The organism is Acidithiobacillus sp. (assembly GCF_049965315.1).
Taxonomy (GTDB): Bacteria; Pseudomonadota; Gammaproteobacteria; order Acidithiobacillales; family Acidithiobacillaceae; genus Acidithiobacillus_B.
On the sequence record NZ_JBMFWL010000001.1, the window covers coordinates 58,344 to 72,788 of the forward strand.

The 14,445-nt window shown below is 66.5% G+C and carries 14 protein-coding genes; 6 read left to right on the plus strand and 8 right to left on the minus strand.

What is annotated here, in order from left to right; genetic code table 11:
- Positions 1 to 193 precede the first annotated feature (193 nt).
- Complete coding sequence (pmbA, locus tag ACP5MM_RS00315) at positions 194 to 1,537, plus strand: metalloprotease PmbA (protein WP_427930493.1); 1,344 nt, start codon at positions 194 to 196, stop codon at positions 1,535 to 1,537.
- Here the strand turns inward: pmbA and lnt are convergent.
- The 7 genes from lnt to ACP5MM_RS00350 all read right to left on the minus strand — a co-directional run bounded on the left by lnt (position 1,521) and on the right by ACP5MM_RS00350 (position 7,704).
- The gene (gene lnt, locus ACP5MM_RS00320; protein ID WP_427933933.1) at positions 1,521 to 2,984 is read right to left on the minus strand and encodes an apolipoprotein N-acyltransferase; all 1,464 of its coding nucleotides are present in this window, start codon (positions 2,982 to 2,984) and stop codon (positions 1,521 to 1,523) included. The two genes, pmbA and lnt, sit on opposite strands and share 17 nt — an antisense overlap.
- A 32-nt stretch (positions 2,985 to 3,016) precedes the next feature.
- Positions 3,017 to 3,883, minus strand: a complete 867-nt coding sequence (locus ACP5MM_RS00325; RefSeq protein WP_427930495.1) for an HlyC/CorC family transporter — start codon at positions 3,881 to 3,883, stop codon at positions 3,017 to 3,019.
- Positions 3,876 to 4,382 (minus strand): rRNA maturation RNase YbeY, encoded by a 507-nt coding sequence (gene ybeY / locus ACP5MM_RS00330; protein WP_427933934.1) that lies wholly within the window; start codon positions 4,380 to 4,382, stop codon positions 3,876 to 3,878. Before ybeY ends, ACP5MM_RS00325 begins: the two co-directional genes overlap by 8 nt.
- A complete protein-coding gene (locus tag ACP5MM_RS00335; protein WP_427930497.1) occupies positions 4,379 to 5,347 on the minus strand; it encodes a PhoH family protein in 969 nt (322 codons plus the stop codon). Before ACP5MM_RS00335 ends, ybeY begins: the two co-directional genes overlap by 4 nt.
- Positions 5,334 to 6,713 carry a tRNA (N6-isopentenyl adenosine(37)-C2)-methylthiotransferase MiaB gene (miaB, locus tag ACP5MM_RS00340; protein ID WP_427930587.1) on the minus strand — a complete coding sequence of 460 codons (1,380 nt, stop codon included), beginning with the start codon at positions 6,711 to 6,713 and terminating at the stop codon, positions 5,334 to 5,336. The genes ACP5MM_RS00335 and miaB overlap by 14 nt, the downstream gene beginning before the upstream one ends.
- Positions 6,714 to 6,828: 115 nt before the next feature.
- Positions 6,829 to 7,224 carry a DUF3568 family protein gene (locus ACP5MM_RS00345; RefSeq protein WP_427930498.1) on the minus strand — a complete coding sequence of 132 codons (396 nt, stop codon included), beginning with the start codon at positions 7,222 to 7,224 and terminating at the stop codon, positions 6,829 to 6,831.
- A 171-nt stretch (positions 7,225 to 7,395) separates the two neighbouring features.
- Positions 7,396 to 7,704, minus strand: coding sequence for a PepSY domain-containing protein (locus tag ACP5MM_RS00350; protein ID WP_123104461.1), 309 nt, complete (start codon positions 7,702 to 7,704; stop codon positions 7,396 to 7,398).
- 230 nt (positions 7,705 to 7,934) lie between these two features.
- On the opposite strand from ACP5MM_RS00350, the gene ACP5MM_RS00355 reads away from it, so the two are divergent.
- A complete protein-coding gene (locus tag ACP5MM_RS00355) occupies positions 7,935 to 8,513 on the plus strand; it encodes a class I SAM-dependent methyltransferase (RefSeq protein WP_427930499.1) in 579 nt (192 codons plus the stop codon).
- Positions 8,514 to 8,599: 86 nt separating this feature from the next.
- Here ACP5MM_RS00355 and ACP5MM_RS00360 read toward each other — a convergent pair whose 3' ends face one another.
- Entirely contained in the window at positions 8,600 to 9,553 is a 954-nt protein-coding gene (locus ACP5MM_RS00360; RefSeq protein ID WP_427933935.1) for a cation diffusion facilitator family transporter, read from the minus strand.
- Positions 9,554 to 9,683: 130 nt separating this feature from the next.
- On the opposite strand from ACP5MM_RS00360, the gene ACP5MM_RS00365 reads away from it, so the two are divergent.
- The 4 genes from ACP5MM_RS00365 to ACP5MM_RS00380 all read left to right on the plus strand — a co-directional run bounded on the left by ACP5MM_RS00365 (position 9,684) and on the right by ACP5MM_RS00380 (position 14,349).
- Positions 9,684 to 10,562: a patatin-like phospholipase family protein gene (locus ACP5MM_RS00365; RefSeq protein ID WP_427930501.1), complete on the plus strand. Its 879-nt coding sequence runs from the start codon at positions 9,684 to 9,686 to the stop codon at positions 10,560 to 10,562.
- Entirely contained in the window at positions 10,555 to 11,082 is a 528-nt protein-coding gene (locus ACP5MM_RS00370; RefSeq protein WP_427930502.1) for a chorismate--pyruvate lyase family protein, read from the plus strand. The genes ACP5MM_RS00365 and ACP5MM_RS00370 overlap by 8 nt, the downstream gene beginning before the upstream one ends.
- Complete coding sequence (ubiA, locus tag ACP5MM_RS00375; protein ID WP_427933936.1) at positions 11,082 to 11,948, plus strand: 4-hydroxybenzoate octaprenyltransferase; 867 nt, start codon at positions 11,082 to 11,084, stop codon at positions 11,946 to 11,948. The genes ACP5MM_RS00370 and ubiA overlap by 1 nt, the downstream gene beginning before the upstream one ends.
- A 247-nt stretch (positions 11,949 to 12,195) precedes the next feature.
- The gene (locus tag ACP5MM_RS00380; protein ID WP_427933937.1) at positions 12,196 to 14,349 is read left to right on the plus strand and encodes a primosomal protein N'; all 2,154 of its coding nucleotides are present in this window, start codon (positions 12,196 to 12,198) and stop codon (positions 14,347 to 14,349) included.
- The last annotated feature ends 96 nt before the right edge of the window (positions 14,350 to 14,445 follow it).

Sequence of the window (14,445 nt, forward strand, 5' to 3'; positions counted from 1 at the left end):
GCGGTTCGCGCCTGTTGCCTGAGGGCGCTCCTCCATTGGCGGGCGGAAACCGCCGCCAACCGCCGGATCTAAAATTAGTAAGATAGTCGCTTTCGCGTCCATTGCAAGGGCGTCGGCCTTCGTCCGCACCCTTGCCCAGCGCCCAGGCCCGCGGTATAAGAAAAGGACACCCGCTCAATCAGGATCCCTCGTCATGTCCCAAGCTCCTTCCTCCACTCTGAACGAATCGGCCCTCGGCGCCTTGGTCAGCGAAGCGCTGGCGGAGGCGCAACGCCGCGGGGCGACGGCGGCGGAGGCCTCGGCCAGTGCCGGCAAGGGCCTGGCGGTGACCGTGCGTCTCGGAGAGGTGGAATCCATCGAGTATCATCAGGACAAGGGCCTGGGGGTGACGGTCTATGTGGGGCAGGCCAAGGGACATGCCTCCACCTCTGATTTCTCGGCCAGGGCCCTGCGCGAAACCGTGGCCGCCGCCTTGACCATCGCCCGGCATACCTCCGCCGACCCCTGCGCGGGGCTGGCGGACCCGGCACTCTTCGCCCGCGAGATCCCCGACCTGGACCTCTATCACCCCTGGAGCATCGATGCCGACGGCGCCGCCGATCTGGCGCGGCGCTGCGAGGATGCCGCCCGCAGCCTGGATCCGCGCATCAGCAACTCCGAAGGGGGGAGCGTCAGCAGCGGCGAGGGCTTTGGCGTTTATGGCAACACTCTGGGTTTCCTGGGAACGTCGCGCTCTTCCCGACACAGCCTGTCCTGCTCGGTCATCGCGGCGGACGCCCAGGGCATGCAACGCGATTACTGGTACGACATCTCCCGCGTACCCACGGCCCTGCAGAGCCCCGAGGCCATCGGCCGGGAAGCCGCCCGCCGCGCCCTGCGCCGTCTCGGCGCACGCAAGATTCCCACGGGCAAGGCCCCCGTGGTCTTTGAAAATCAGGTGGCCGCCAGCCTGCTGGGACACCTCGCCAATGCCATCAGCGGCGGCAGTCTCTACCGCAAGACCTCCTTCCTGGTGGATAGCCTGGGCAAGACGCTCTTTCCGGCCCATATCCGGATCTTTGAAGAACCGCACCGCCGACGTGGTCTCGGCAGCGCCGCCTTTGATGGCGAAGGGGTCGCCACCCACGACCGCGACATCATCCAGGACGGCGTCCTGCAGGGCTACCTTCTCGACAGCTACAGTGCCCGGAAGCTGGGGATGCAGAGCACCGGCAATGCCGGCGGCGCCCACAACCTGACCCTGGCCCCCGGCGCGGACGACCTCCCCGCCCTCCTGCGGCGCATGGGCACCGGCCTGCTGGTCACGGAACTGATCGGCTTTGGCATCAATATGGTCACCGGGGACTACTCCCGGGGCGCAGCAGGCTTCTGGGTGGAAAACGGCGAGCTTCAGTTTCCCGTGGAAGAGATCACCATTGCCGGCCGCTTGCAGGAGATCTTCGCCGGCTTTGCCGCCATAGGCTCCGACCTTCTCACCCACGGCAACACCGGCTGTCCCTCCATCCTGGTGGAAGAAATGATCATCGCCGGCGCTTGATGGCCGGCAGGTAGGCCAGCGCCAGGAGCAGCAGGGCCAGGGCCAGGAAGGGCCAGCCCCCCCAGCGCCCGAAGGGCGTCCGCCCGGCCATGGGCTGGATCCTGCCGTCCAGGGCACCCTCTACGAACTGCGGCAACTGCACCGCCACCCGCCCCCCAGGGGTGATGAGGGCGGTGATGCCGGTGTTGGTGGCGCGGACGTCCGGCTTTTGTTCCTCGCGCGCCTGCATGGCCGCCATCTGCAGGCTCTGGGCAGCGGCGATGCTGTGGCCATACCAGGCGTAGTCGCTGATATTGATCAGGAAATTGGCCCCCTGCACCACGCCCTTGCGCACATCCCGGGAGAAGGATTCCTCATAGCAGATGCTCATCCCCGCCCGCTCCTCCCCCACCGGCAGCACCGACGCCCCCCGCCCCGCCGTGAAGCTGCCGAGCCCGGGCATGAAGTCATGCACCAGCGGTGCCAGCAGCCAGGGCAGGGGGATGTACTCGCCGAAGGGCACCAGGTGCTGCTTGCGGTACCAGCGCAGGGGCGCCAGCCCGTCAATCTCCAGGGCGGCGTTGTAATAATCCCGGCCCGCCACCTCGGGCATGCCGATGATGAGGGTGGCGTGATGAACGGCCGACCAGCGGCGGAGGTTGTCGATGAGCTGCGGGATCTCCGTCTGGAAGACGGGAAAGGCCGTCTCCGGCAAGACGACGAGCTGCGTCCCCGGGGGCGTGGCGGCGATGAGCGTGGCATAGCGCATCAGGATGGCGTCGAGCCTGCCGGCGTCCCACTTCTCGCTGATGGGAACATTGCCTTGCAGGAGGCGCACCTGGAGCGGTGCCCCGCTGGGGTGGGTGAAGGAAACCGTTGCCGCCGCCAGGGCCGCTCCATAGATCGTGGCCAGGGCAGCGCCGCCGGCGATCATGGCGAGGGGGCTGCGGCGCAGCGCCATGACCGCCAGGAGGGCCGCCACCACCGCCGTCGCCAGCCCTACCCCGTATTGGCCCAGCCAGGGGGCGAAGCCGCCGAGGAACGCCCCGGTCTGGCTATAGCCCGTAGCCAGCCAGGGGAATCCCGTGAGCAGGCGCGCCCGCAGCCATTCCCCCAGGACCCAGAGCACCGGCAGGGCCAGCAGCCCTGCTCCGCCACGAAAAAAGCGGGCGGCGAGCCAGAGGGCCAGGGCCGGATAGAGGGCGCAATAGGCGGCGAGGAGGGCCACCAATGCCCCGGCCAGAAACCAGTCCATGTTGGCAAACCGGTGCAGGGTGATGGCGATCCAGTAGGTACCCGCGGCAAAGGCGGCAAAACCGAAGACATAGCCGCGCTGGGCCGCCACCCGGGGACTGCTGTCCTGCACCAGGAAAAATAGCGCCGCCAGGAGCGCGATGGCGAGGTAGGACCAGCCAAAGGGGGCAAAGGCCAGAGGCCAGCACGCCCCCAGCACGAGGGACAACAGCAATCCGCCGCCCTGCCCGGACAGACCGCCCAGCCTCACGTGGGAGAAACCGGCTGATCCTGATCCTTGACCCAGGAGAGCCGCAGGATCTGGACCCGCTTGCGGTCGGCGCGGAGGACCTCCAGGCGCAGGGTGCCTTCCTGCAGGACCTCTCCGGGACGAGGCACGTGCCCCAGGCGGTTGGTCACCCAGCCGCCCAGGGTATCGATGTGCTCGTCTGCCAGTTGCACATGGAAATTGTGGTTGAATTCTTCCAGCGGAATCAGGGCGTTGACCAGATAGTCGCCATCCTCGCGAGGAACGATCATCACATCTTCATCAATATCGAATTCATCCTCGATCTCGCCGACGATGATCTCCAGCACATCCTCGATGGTGATGAGCCCCGCCACTCCGCCGTACTCGTCGACGACGATGGCCATGTGATGGCGACCGGTGCGGAATTCATAGAGGAGATGATTGAGGTGCTTGCTTTCGGGAATGAAAGTCGCCGGACGCAGGAGCTCGGTGAGGCGGGGGGGGCTCTCCGCCCCGCCCTGGCAGGCCCGCAGCAGGTCCTTGGCGAGGAGGATGCCGCGAACATCGTCGCGGTCGTTGCCCACCAGCGGAAAACGGGAGTGGCCCACCTCCACCACCCGCGCGATGATCTCCGGCAGGGGCGCATCCATCTCGATGACTTCCATTTGTGCGCGGGGAATCATGGCATCGCGTACCGTAAGCTCGGCCATGCGGAAAATGCCATCGACCATGCGCGCGGCTTCGGCGTCGATGATCTGCCGCTCGCCCGCCTCCCGGATGAGCTCCAGAAGCCCTTCCTGATCTTCAATGTTGCCGCGTAAGGACTGCGTAAAACGCTCCCACCAACTGCGGGGGCGTTCGGGACCACTTCGATCGTCATTCATGGACGGCGGATTGCACGTAAGGGTCGGCCACACCCATTTCAGCCAGAAAACGGCATTCCAGCGCTTCCATCTCCGCCGCTTCCGCCTCGTTCTGGTGATCATAACCGAGGAGATGCAGCGTGCTGTGAATCAGCAGGTGACGGTAATGGGCCAGCAGGCCTTTGCCCTGCTCGGCGGCCTCCCGCGCCACTACGGCGGGTGCGATGGCCATATCACCGAGGAGATCGCGGCGGAAGATCGCCGGCAGGGACGGCTGCGGAAAGGAAAGGCAATTGGTGGGGACGTCCTTGCCCCGAAAAGCGGCGTTGAGGGCCGCCATTGCGGCATCGTCCACAAAACGCAGGGAAATCTCCGCGTAGCGGCCCGCCTCCAGCCGCGGGGACGGGGCCTGCAACGCCGCCAGGATGGCCCGCCGCGCCTGCGTCCGGGAGGGCAGGGGCACGTCCTCCCCAAGGGCATCACTGCCGATGTGCAGGATCAAGGCCGGACGCGCCCTCACGGTTTCTCCCCCAGGCGATCATAGGCCTCGACGATGCGCGCCACCAGGGGATGGCGCACCACATCGGCGCTCTGGAAAAAGACCATGTCGATCCCCTGCACCCCCTGCAATACCTCGATGGCCTGCACCAGACCTGAGAGTTGGCCACGGGGCAGGTCCACCTGGGTCACATCGCCGGTGACCACGGCCTTGGCGCCAAAACCGATGCGGGTGAGGAACATCTTCATCTGCTCCGGCGTGGTGTTTTGCGCCTCGTCGAGGATGATGAAGGCATCATTGAGGGTACGGCCGCGCATGTAGGCCAGGGGTGCCACCTCGATGACCTGGCGCTCGATGAGCTTGGCCACCTTTTCAAAGCCCAGCATTTCATAAAGGGCGTCATAGAGGGGGCGCAGATAGGGATCCACCTTCTCGCTCAGGGTACCGGGCAAAAAGCCCAGACGCTCCCCCGCCTCCACCGCCGGCCGCACCAGGACCAGGCGGCGGATATGATTCTGCTCCATCTGCTCAACGGCGGCGGCCACGGCAAGGTAGGTCTTGCCGGTCCCCGCCGGACCAATGCCGAAGGTCAGGTCATTGCCGCGGATGGACTGCAGATACTGGCGCTGGCGCAAGCCACGGCCACCCACCAGGCCCTTGAGGGTCTGGATGCCCGCCACCTCCGATTCCGCGGCGCCGGGCTCCGCTTCCAGCCGCACTCCCTGGATGCTGTGATGGACGAAATGCGGGCTGATATGGCGCCCCTGGCGAATCTGCGCGTAGAGCACGTCCAACACCCCTTCGGCAGCCTGCACGGCCGGTTCCGGGCCGGTAATGTGAAAGCGGCCGCCCCGCGGCAGGATCACGACGCCCAGGCGCGATTCGATCTGTTTGATATGGCTGTCCAGTTCTCCGGAGAGTTCGGCCAGCATGCTGGCGCTGGCGCCATCCGCGACGAATTCGCCGTGGACGTTAAGCTCGGGCATGGGAGGATCTCCGCGGCTCCACGGCGTCAGCCGGGAGCAGATCTCCGGACCAGCGCGCACGCAGGCTGTTGGGCATGGTCTCGGTGATCTCCACCGTGACCATCTGGCCGGCCAGGGCCGCAGGACCGGCAAAATTCACCGAACGGTTGCAACCCGTCTTGCCGGTGAGCTCCCGGGCATCGCGCCGGGAGGGGCCCGTCACCAGGACTTCCTGGCGCGTCCCCAGCATGGCCTGGGCGTATTCTTGGGCAAGGGCGTTGATCCGCCCCTGAAGGATGGCCAGGCGTTCATCCTTGACCGACTCGGGGACCGCATCCTTGAGCTTGAGGGCCGGAGTGCCCGGCCGCGGACTATACTTGAAAGAATAAGACTGATCGAAGCGCACGGCGGCGATGAGATCCATGGTGGCGGCAAAGTCGGCGTCGGTCTCGCCGGGAAAGCCGACGATGAAGTCCGAGGAGAAGCGGATATCCGGGCGGGCGGCGCGCAGTTTGGCGATCTTTTCCAGATAACTGGCGACCTGATGCTTTCGATGCATGCGTTTGAGGATGCGATCCGAACCGCTCTGCACCGGCAGATGCAGGTGCGGGGCGAGGACGGAGATGCTGCCATGGGCCGCGATGAGGGCGTCGTCCAGATCGTTGGGATGGGAGGTGGTGTAGCGCAGGCGCAGGAGGCCGGGGATGCGGGCGAGGCGCTCCAGGAGATCCGCCAGGCCGGCCTCGCCTATGAGCCCCGTCGCCCCCCGATAGGCGTTCACGTTCTGTCCCAGCAGGGTGATCTCCCGCACTCCCTGCTCCACCAGGCCGCGCACCTCGCGGATGATGTCGGGCATGGGCCGGCTGTATTCGCGCCCACGGGTATGGGGAACCACGCAGAAGGTGCAGAACTTGTCGCAGCCCTCCATGATGGTCACAAAGGCGCTGGGGCCGTTCTGGCCGGGGCGCTCCGGCAGGCGGTCGAATTTTTCCAGGACGGGAAAGTCCACGTCCACCTGGGGCTGACGGCTGGCCAGGGCGGCGTCCAACATGTCCGGCAGGCGATGCAGGGTTTGCGGACCGAAAACGAGGTCCACGAAGGGCGCCCGGCGGCGCAGGCGCGCCCCTTCCTGGCTGGCCACGCAACCGCCCACGCCGATGATCAGGTCGGGATTCCGCTCCTTGAGGGGCCGCCAGAATCCGAGCTGGGTATAGACCTTGTCTTCGGCCTTTTCGCGGATGGAGCAGGTGTTGAGCAGGAGCAGATCGGCCGCGGCGGGGTCGTCCACCAGCCGCAGTCCATGGCTGGACGAAAGCAACTCCACCATACGGGTGGAGTCGTACTCGTTCATCTGACAACCGTAGGTTTTGATATGCAGGGTGTGCAAGCGAGGCTCACGCGCGACCGTTTTGGTCATCATAGGGCCGCCCCCCCACCTTGACAAGGGCAGCGCGAAAAACGGCGGGTCCATTGCCGTCTTTCGCCACACCGGACAAAGGAGATCATCCCTGGCCCAGCGCCTCCTGCACATAGCGATGGAAGATCACGTCATCCTTTTCGCTGCCCAGGATCCCGAAGCGGCTGGTTACGGCGGTTACCTGCAAGCCTTTTTGGGCCACGCTGATATCCACCAGCATGTGGCCCTGGCGGGCGTGAATGACGGTCGCATCCGCCCCTTCGCGATCCGTTTTCAGGACGACGCATTGCATCCGCGCCAGGGCCGTCTGCACCGCAGTCAAGGTGGGCGCATAGGCGCTCGGATAATATTGGGTGGTCTGCCCGGCATAGACGCCGGCGGCCCCCGCCCCGGCGACGCCTCCCGCCACCACGGCACATCCGGCGAGGGGGAGCGTGACCGAAATCACAACGGCAAGCAAAACGGCAGCGAGACTTTTCATGGACTTCCCCAACAAACGAAGGGCAGCAGTATAACGCATCCCAGCGGGTGGCAGGTAATCGGTCGGATCAATGATGGGGATGGCAGGGAAGGGAAATGGGCAGGCCCGGCTGGACCGACCTGCCCCGGTACCGCTGTTCGCCTGAAAACGGCAGTTGTCGGACCGCTGGGATCAGTCGCTGTTGGGACCTTCCACGGAGTTTTCCAGCACCCGGCCGCTGACGGCGTCGATCCCCACTTCGTGGGTCACGGCACCCTGGCGGATATCAAAGGAATAGCGCAGGCCGCTGCCGCCCTTTTCCTTTTCCAGTTCTTCCTTGACGATCTTGCCCGGGAAGACCTTGGTAGCGGCCTGCCGTGCCTGGGGCAGGGTAACCTTGGCGTCCTTGGCATACTGTTCGCCGGTGAAGGCCCAGGCGCTGGTCGTGACCAGGGCCAAGGTGCCCGCAAACATGGCGAATATCCAGATTGGCTTTTTCATGATGATTTCCTCTTGTCGCAAAGACCCCGTTCATTCGGGATGAGGCCATCCTGCGCCGCGTACCTTAACAGAACCTGAAGGGATCATTATCCTGGATCCGGCACCTGGCGGAGGTGTTTTTGCTTCGGCGGCAGGGGGTGGACGCAGGGGCGGGTGGCTTGCAGGCCGGTACGATCTGGGCCCATCATAGAATCCTTTCCAAGCCGCAAGAAGCCGCTGACGGGGGGTTGATGCAGAAAAAAAACGGTCGGGTAGCGAACGCCTGGCATTTTACCCGCGAGTTTTTGAGAGATCCGCAAGCCATCGGCGCGGTGGTGCCCAGTTCTCCCTTTCTGGCGCGGCGAATGGCGAGCCTGGTGCCGCCCGGTCCGGGGGCGGTCTTGGAATTGGGTCCGGGGATGGGGCCCGTCACTGCGGCGCTCCTGGAAAGTGGCGTAAAGCCGGCGGAACTGATCCTGGTGGAACGCTCGCCGCGCCTCGCCCAGCATTTGTGCCATCGTTTTCCGGGCGTAGAAGTCCTGCAAGGGGATGCCGCCGATCTCCAGGCCCTGTTGGCCGGCCGCGCAGCGGTACGCGCGGTGGTGTCGAGCCTGCCCCTGCGCAGCATGCCCCGGGAGGTGGTGCAACGGATCCTGCAACGCCTGCCGGCCATCAGCCGACCAGGTACCGTCTTTATCCAGTTTACCTACCATTTTCGCAGTTCCTGCCGAGAACTGCCGGCGGGATTCGAACGCGGGCGCGCCAGCGTGGTCTGGCGCAACCTGCCACCGGCGCGGGTGGACGCCTTCACCTTCCGCGCTCCGTCCTGATCCCGGCGGGATGGAGCGGAGAACAACCGGCGCGGGCCGCCGCAGCGAAAAACACCCGCGGCGACTGCCGGCCCCCGGATAAAAGGCTATGCCGAAGCAGCGGTGCCGTGGCCGTCCCCGGGTACGGCGGGCGCTTGCGGCCACCGGCGCAGGGGTTGAACATCCGTCTCGGGCTGCAGGGTGATATGCCGGATGCCAAAACGTCCATCCAGGAGTGCTCGCTCGGCGGCCAGGACCTGCGGCCACTGGCGCAGGTCCTGGACCAGCAGGTGCCCCGATAGGGCGACGGACTCGGAGCTGATGGTCCAGACATGCAGGTCATGGACCGAAAGGACGCCCCCGACCCCCGCCATCGCCTCGCCGATCTCGCGCAAGTCCAGGTTCAGCGGCGTCCCCTCCATGAGCACATGGACCGTCTCGCGCAAGAGGCGCAGGCTGGAGAAGAGGATGATGGCACCGATGAACAGGGAAAGGATGGGGTCGATGGGCATCCAGCCCGTAAAGGTGACAATGACACCGGCCACGACCGCAGCGAGGGAGCCCAGGAGATCGCCCAGGACATGCAACAGCGCCGCGCGCTGGTTGAAGGAGTGGGCATCACGGGCAAGGACCCAGGCCACCACGAGATTCAGCAGCAGGCCAAAGGCGGCCACCGCAATGACCACCGGGCCATCCACCGGCTCGGGATGGAGCAGCCGCAGCACGGCGCCCACGGCAATGGCCGCCACCACCCCCAGCATGAGCAGGGTGTTGAAGGCCGCCGCCAACACTTCCATGCGGGCCAGTCCATAGCTGTGCAGCAGGGAAGGCGGACGGCGCGACAGGCGGGCGACCAGGGCCGCCAGACCCAGGGCGGCACCGTCCGTCAGCATGTGACCGGCATCCCCCAGCAGCGCCATGGAACCCGCCATCCACCCCGCCCCGGCCTCCACCGCCGCGTAACCCAGGACCAGGGCCAGACTCCACAACAGGGCCGTGCCCCGGGCCGCAGGATGGTGATGATGCGCAGCATGATCGTGACTGCTCGGGGAATGGCTCATGGCACTCGGCAACCCATAGCCCACATCGGGCTCCTCATCATAACCGCACCTGACGGAACCAGGAAGAACCCGGAGAGACCCGGCAGCGGGGCTGGCTTGTACCGTCCCCGCCATGGGCCATAATAGCCCCATGCACCAGCACAAACGACAGGGCATCACCTTGGTCCTGGGCTCCGGCGGCGCCCGGGGCCTGGCCCATGTGGGCGTGCTCCGGGCGCTGGAGGAGATGCAGGTTCCCATTGCCGCGGTGGTGGGCTGTTCCATCGGCGCCCAGATCGGCGCCCTCTATTGCGCCGGCATCCCCGTCGCGGACCTGGAGATGGAAGCACAGGGCATGCGCTGGTGGGAGGCGTTGCGCCTGTTTTTTCCGGATTTCGGTGGCGGGGGGCTGAGCAGCGGTGGCGCCATCGAAGGTTACCTGCGCCAGCGCCTCGGGGATCGCGACATCCAGGATTTTGCCACTCCCTTCGCCTGTGTCGCCACGGATCTCGTGGCCGGCCGGGAGGTGGTCCTCACCGAGGGCCCGGCGCTGGCCGCCGTACGCGCCAGCATCGCACTGCCCGTGGTGCTTAGCCCGCAGCGGCTGGGAGGGCGCATACTCGCCGACGGTGGTCTGGTGGACCCGGTTCCCGTGGTCGTGGCCAGGGCGCTCTTTCCGGGACCGCTACTGGCGGTGCTGGTGCATGTGGCCACCCAACATGACGAACCCTGGCCGCCGCGGGACAACGGCATGCTGCCCCGCATCAACCTGTTCAACCGCGGCGACGACTGGGTGGCTGACCTGCCCTATCCCAATCTCGTCCAGACCATGCGGCGCGCGGTGGAAATCATGCAGGGCCGCATCGTCGAGATGCAGCTCCAGACCAGTCCGGCGGATTTGACCTTGCAACCGAAACTGGGGAACATCCTCACCCTGGAATTCCACAAGGGAGAGGCGGCGGTGGCGGCGGGTTATCGGGCAGCTCGGGAGGCGACAGCCGCAATCATGGCGTTGCTGCAGCGTGAATAAGCAGGGGCGCGGCGCGGTCATGCTGGTGCGCCGCCACGCGCCGCGGGCCTTGTGGCCATGGCTGGTGCTGCCCGCCTCCCTCACCGCCGCCCTGCGCCGCGCCTACGGCCGCAGCGATACCCCGCAGGTCCTGCTGCTGGGCAGCGGTCGCGGCGTGGCCCGGCCGGAGGAGCGCCGGCACCTGCGCCTGCACCGGGGCGAGCGGGTTTTTTGGCGTGAGGTCCTGCTCCATGGCGGCGATGCCGGCAGGCCCGCCCTCTGGGCACGCACCACGGTTCCCCTCCGGGGCCTGCGCCAGGGACTGTTACCACTGACCCGCCAGGGTACCCGGCCCATTGGCGACCTGCTCTTCCGCCACCGCCGGCTGCGCCGTTCGGCCATCGTCATCGAGCGTCGCCGTCGACAACGGGCATGGTCCTGGGCGCGGCGTTCCATCCTGCAGCGGGGTCCATCCCAGGCCCTCATCGAGGAACGCTTCAGCCATTACCTGCCGGCTTGGCATGGCCGGGGGCGGCGCTGATGGGGCGCGCTTTCCCGCGGGAAAAATGGCGGGCTTATGCCGCCCTCATGCGGATCGACCGTCCCATCGGCACCCTGCTGCTGCTCTGGCCCACCTATTGGGCCCTGTGGCTGGCTGCGGGAGGCAATCCGCCCCTGGGCGTGTTTTTGATCTTCACCGCCGGCACCTTCCTCATGCGCTCGGCCGGCTGCGTCATCAATGATTATTTCGATCGGGACTTCGACCGCCATGTCGCCCGCACCTGCCAGCGTCCCCTCGCCGCAGGCGTGGTCACCCCGCGGGAGGCCCTGGTCCTGTTCCTCCTGCTCTGCCTCGGGGCGGCGGCCCTGCTGCCTTTCCTCAACGGCCTGACCATCCTGCTGGCCGGGGGCGCGGTGCTGGTGACGGTGACCTATCCCCTCTGCAAACGCTTCACCCATTTGCCCCAGGCCTATCTTGGCCTGGCCTTTTCCTTCGGTATCCCCATGGCCTTTGCCGCCCAGACCGGCCACGTTCCGGCCCTGGCCTGGTGGCTCATGCTCGCCAATGTCTGCTGGGTACTGGCCTATGACACCGCTTATGCCATGGCCGATCGGCCCGATGACCTCAAGATCGGGGTCAAGTCCAGCGCCATCCTCTTCGGTCGCTACGACCGCCTGGCCATTGCCGGTTTTCATGGAATGATGCTGCTCATTCTCGCCCTTATCGGCCTGGATCTGCAGCTCCATTGGCCCTATTTCCTCAGCCTGTCGCTGGCCGCCCTGCTCGCCGCTTATGAGCAGTCCTTGTTGCGTGGTGACCGCGATCAGGCCTTTCGCGCCTTTCTCCACAACAACTGGCTGGGCATGGTCATCTTCGGCGGCATCATGGGCGGCCTAGGCCATTGATCGCGCAACTCAAGAATGCCTTCCTCCAGTATTCGCCCACAAACTTATACACAGTTTATTTCTATGCCCCTTTCCCTCGCACGACCTTGCCAAAGCCCAGCAAAAAAATTATATCTCACTGTTTTTATTGTGTTTATAGTGTTGCCACTTTTTTAGGCATGGGAACTAAAGCCTTATGGAACGGGGCCTCTGGGGGGTTCTTCGGTACCCATGCACAGAGTTATCCACAGATCGTGTGGGCAACTGTATGAAGTGTGAAACATCCTGCCTGCAAGTGGCCGTTTTTGCCCCCTTGCGGCGAATTTTTTCCTATGCCTGCCCCGCAGCGGGCCCTCTGCCCGCGGGCGTCCGGGTGCGGGTACCCTTTGCCTCCGGCAGCCGGATCGCCATGGTTCTAGGCATGGGTCCCTGCCCGCCCGGGGTGGAGGTCAAGGAAATCGAGGCGGTATTGGACAGCATCCCCATTCTTGACCCCGCCTTGCAGCGCCTCATTGCCTTCGGCGCGGCCTATTACCAGCATGCCATGGGCGATGTCTGGGCAACCGCCCTGCCCGCTGCCCTGCGCAAGGGCCAGCCCCTGCCGGAGATAGCCGCCTCCTATCAGCTCAGCGCGGCCGGGCGCGCGGCCCTCCAGCAGGTGCGCGGCAAACGCCAGCGCGCCCTCCTGGAGTCCTTGCAGACGGACGGGATGCTAGCGCCTGCGACCCTGGACGCGGGCTTGCGTTCAGCCCTGCGCGAAGCCGTGCGGCGCGGCTGGGCGCAGGCCGTTGCAGCCCCCATCCCGGCATTGCGCTGCAACGACTCCCCGTTTCACCTGCACCAGGAGCAGCAGGCGGCAGTGGCCGTCCTCCGTGCCGCCCAGGGCTTTTCCCCCATTCTCCTGCAGGGAGTTACGGGCAGCGGCAAGACCGAGGTCTATCTGGAGGCCCTGCGACCCCGCCTGGAGGCGGGGGGACAGGCCCTGGTCCTGGTGCCGGAGATCAGTCTCACACCGCAACTGCTGGGCCGTTTTGCCCAACGCTTTGGCGAGGAACAGGTGGCGGCCCTGCATTCCGGACAAAGCGACGGCGAGCGGCTGCGCACCTGGGCGGCCGCTCGGGAAGGGCGGCTGCGGGTCATCATCGGTACCCGTTCCGCCGTTTTCGTGCCGCTGCCCAGGCTCGCCATGATCGTGGTCGATGAAGAGCACGATCCCTCCTTCAAGCAGCAAACGGGCTGGCATTACTCGGCGCGGGACCTGGCCATCCAGCGGGCGCGCCTGGAAGGCTGCCCCATCGTCCTCGGGTCCGCCACACCCTCCTTGGAAAGCCTGCACAATGTCGATCTGGGGCGCTATGGGACCCTCCACCTGCGCCAGCGTGCCGGCGGCGCCCGGGCGCCGGCCATCGTGCTCCTGCCCGTGCGCCGCCAGGGTTTGCAGGGTGGCCTGTCCGGACCCTTGCTGGCGGCCTGCGCCGACACCCTCGCCGCCGGGAATCAGGTGCTCCTCTTCCTCAACCGCCGCGGCTACGCCCCCGCCCTCCTGTGCCACGACTGCGGCCACGTCTTCCATTGTCCGCGCTGCGCCGCGGCGCTGACCTGGCACCGCCGCGACGCCCGCCTGCGCTGCCATCACTGCGGCCATGAAGAGCGGCTGCCCGCCACCTGCCCGCAATGCGGCAGCGCCGCCCTCATCAGCGCCGGTCAGGGCACCGAGCAACTGGAAGACGTCCTGCGCGAACGCTTTCCCGACATCCCCATCTGGCGCGTGGACCGCGACGCCTTGCGCGGCCGGGATGCCCTGGAAAATGTCGTGCGCGAGGTGCGCCGTGACGAGCCCGCCATCCTCGTGGGCACCCAGATCCTCGCCAAGGGCCATCACTTTCCGGCGGTAACCCTGGTGGGCATTGTCAATACCGACCAGGGCCTGTTCAGCGCCGATTTCCGCGCCCCGGAGCGCCTTCTGCAAACGGTCCTGCAGGTGGCGGGCAGGGCGGGCAGGGCGGACCGCCCCGGCCGCGTCCTCCTCCAGACCCACCACCCCGAGCATCCCCTTCTCCAGGCACTGCTCCAAGGGGATTACAGCGCCCCTGCGGCGGCCCTGCTGGCGGAACGGGTGGCTGCGGGTCTGCCCCCCGCCACCGCCCTGGCCGTCCTCCGCGCCGAGGCCCACCAGCGCAGTCGCGTGGAGGCCTTTTTGCAGGGGGCCGCCGCCCTCGCCCCCGCCGGGCTGGAAGTCAGCGGCCCCCTGCCTTCCCTCCTGGAACGCCGGGCCGGCTTTGAGCGCGCCGAACTCTGGGCCCAGGCCGGCACCCGCGCGGCCCTGCAGCGCCTCCTCAACACCTGGCTGCAAGCCCTGGAAGCATCCCCCGGGGCGCGTCAGGTGCGCTGGCAGATCGACGTCGATCCCTTGTCCTTTTGATCCGCATCGGATTCTGGTGCAAGGAACCGCCTTGCCGCGGCCTGCGGCCGAAGCACTACCCAACGCGAGGCTAAAGGAACGCCTGCGCCAACCGCC

Bases quoted from the DNA above. Each gene is read 5' to 3' on its own strand.
- pmbA (WP_427930493.1), top strand. From the start codon at position 194: ATGTCCCAAGCTCCTTCCTCCACTCTGAACGAATCGGCCCTCGGCGCC.
- ACP5MM_RS00325 (WP_427930495.1), bottom strand. From the start codon at position 3,883: ATGAATGACGATCGAAGTGGTCCCGAACGCCCCCGCAGTTGGTGGGAG.
- ACP5MM_RS00335 (WP_427930497.1), bottom strand. From the start codon at position 5,347: ATGCCCGAGCTTAACGTCCACGGCGAATTCGTCGCGGATGGCGCCAGC.
- ACP5MM_RS00345 (WP_427930498.1), bottom strand. From the start codon at position 7,224: ATGAAAAGTCTCGCTGCCGTTTTGCTTGCCGTTGTGATTTCGGTCACG.
- ACP5MM_RS00350 (WP_123104461.1), bottom strand. From the start codon at position 7,704: ATGAAAAAGCCAATCTGGATATTCGCCATGTTTGCGGGCACCTTGGCC.
- ACP5MM_RS00355 (WP_427930499.1), top strand. From the start codon at position 7,935: ATGCAGAAAAAAAACGGTCGGGTAGCGAACGCCTGGCATTTTACCCGC.
- ACP5MM_RS00360 (WP_427933935.1), bottom strand. From the start codon at position 9,553: ATGAGCCATTCCCCGAGCAGTCACGATCATGCTGCGCATCATCACCAT.
- ACP5MM_RS00365 (WP_427930501.1), top strand. From the start codon at position 9,684: ATGCACCAGCACAAACGACAGGGCATCACCTTGGTCCTGGGCTCCGGC.
- ubiA (WP_427933936.1), top strand. From the start codon at position 11,082: ATGGGGCGCGCTTTCCCGCGGGAAAAATGGCGGGCTTATGCCGCCCTC.
- ACP5MM_RS00380 (WP_427933937.1), top strand. From the start codon at position 12,196: ATGAAGTGTGAAACATCCTGCCTGCAAGTGGCCGTTTTTGCCCCCTTG.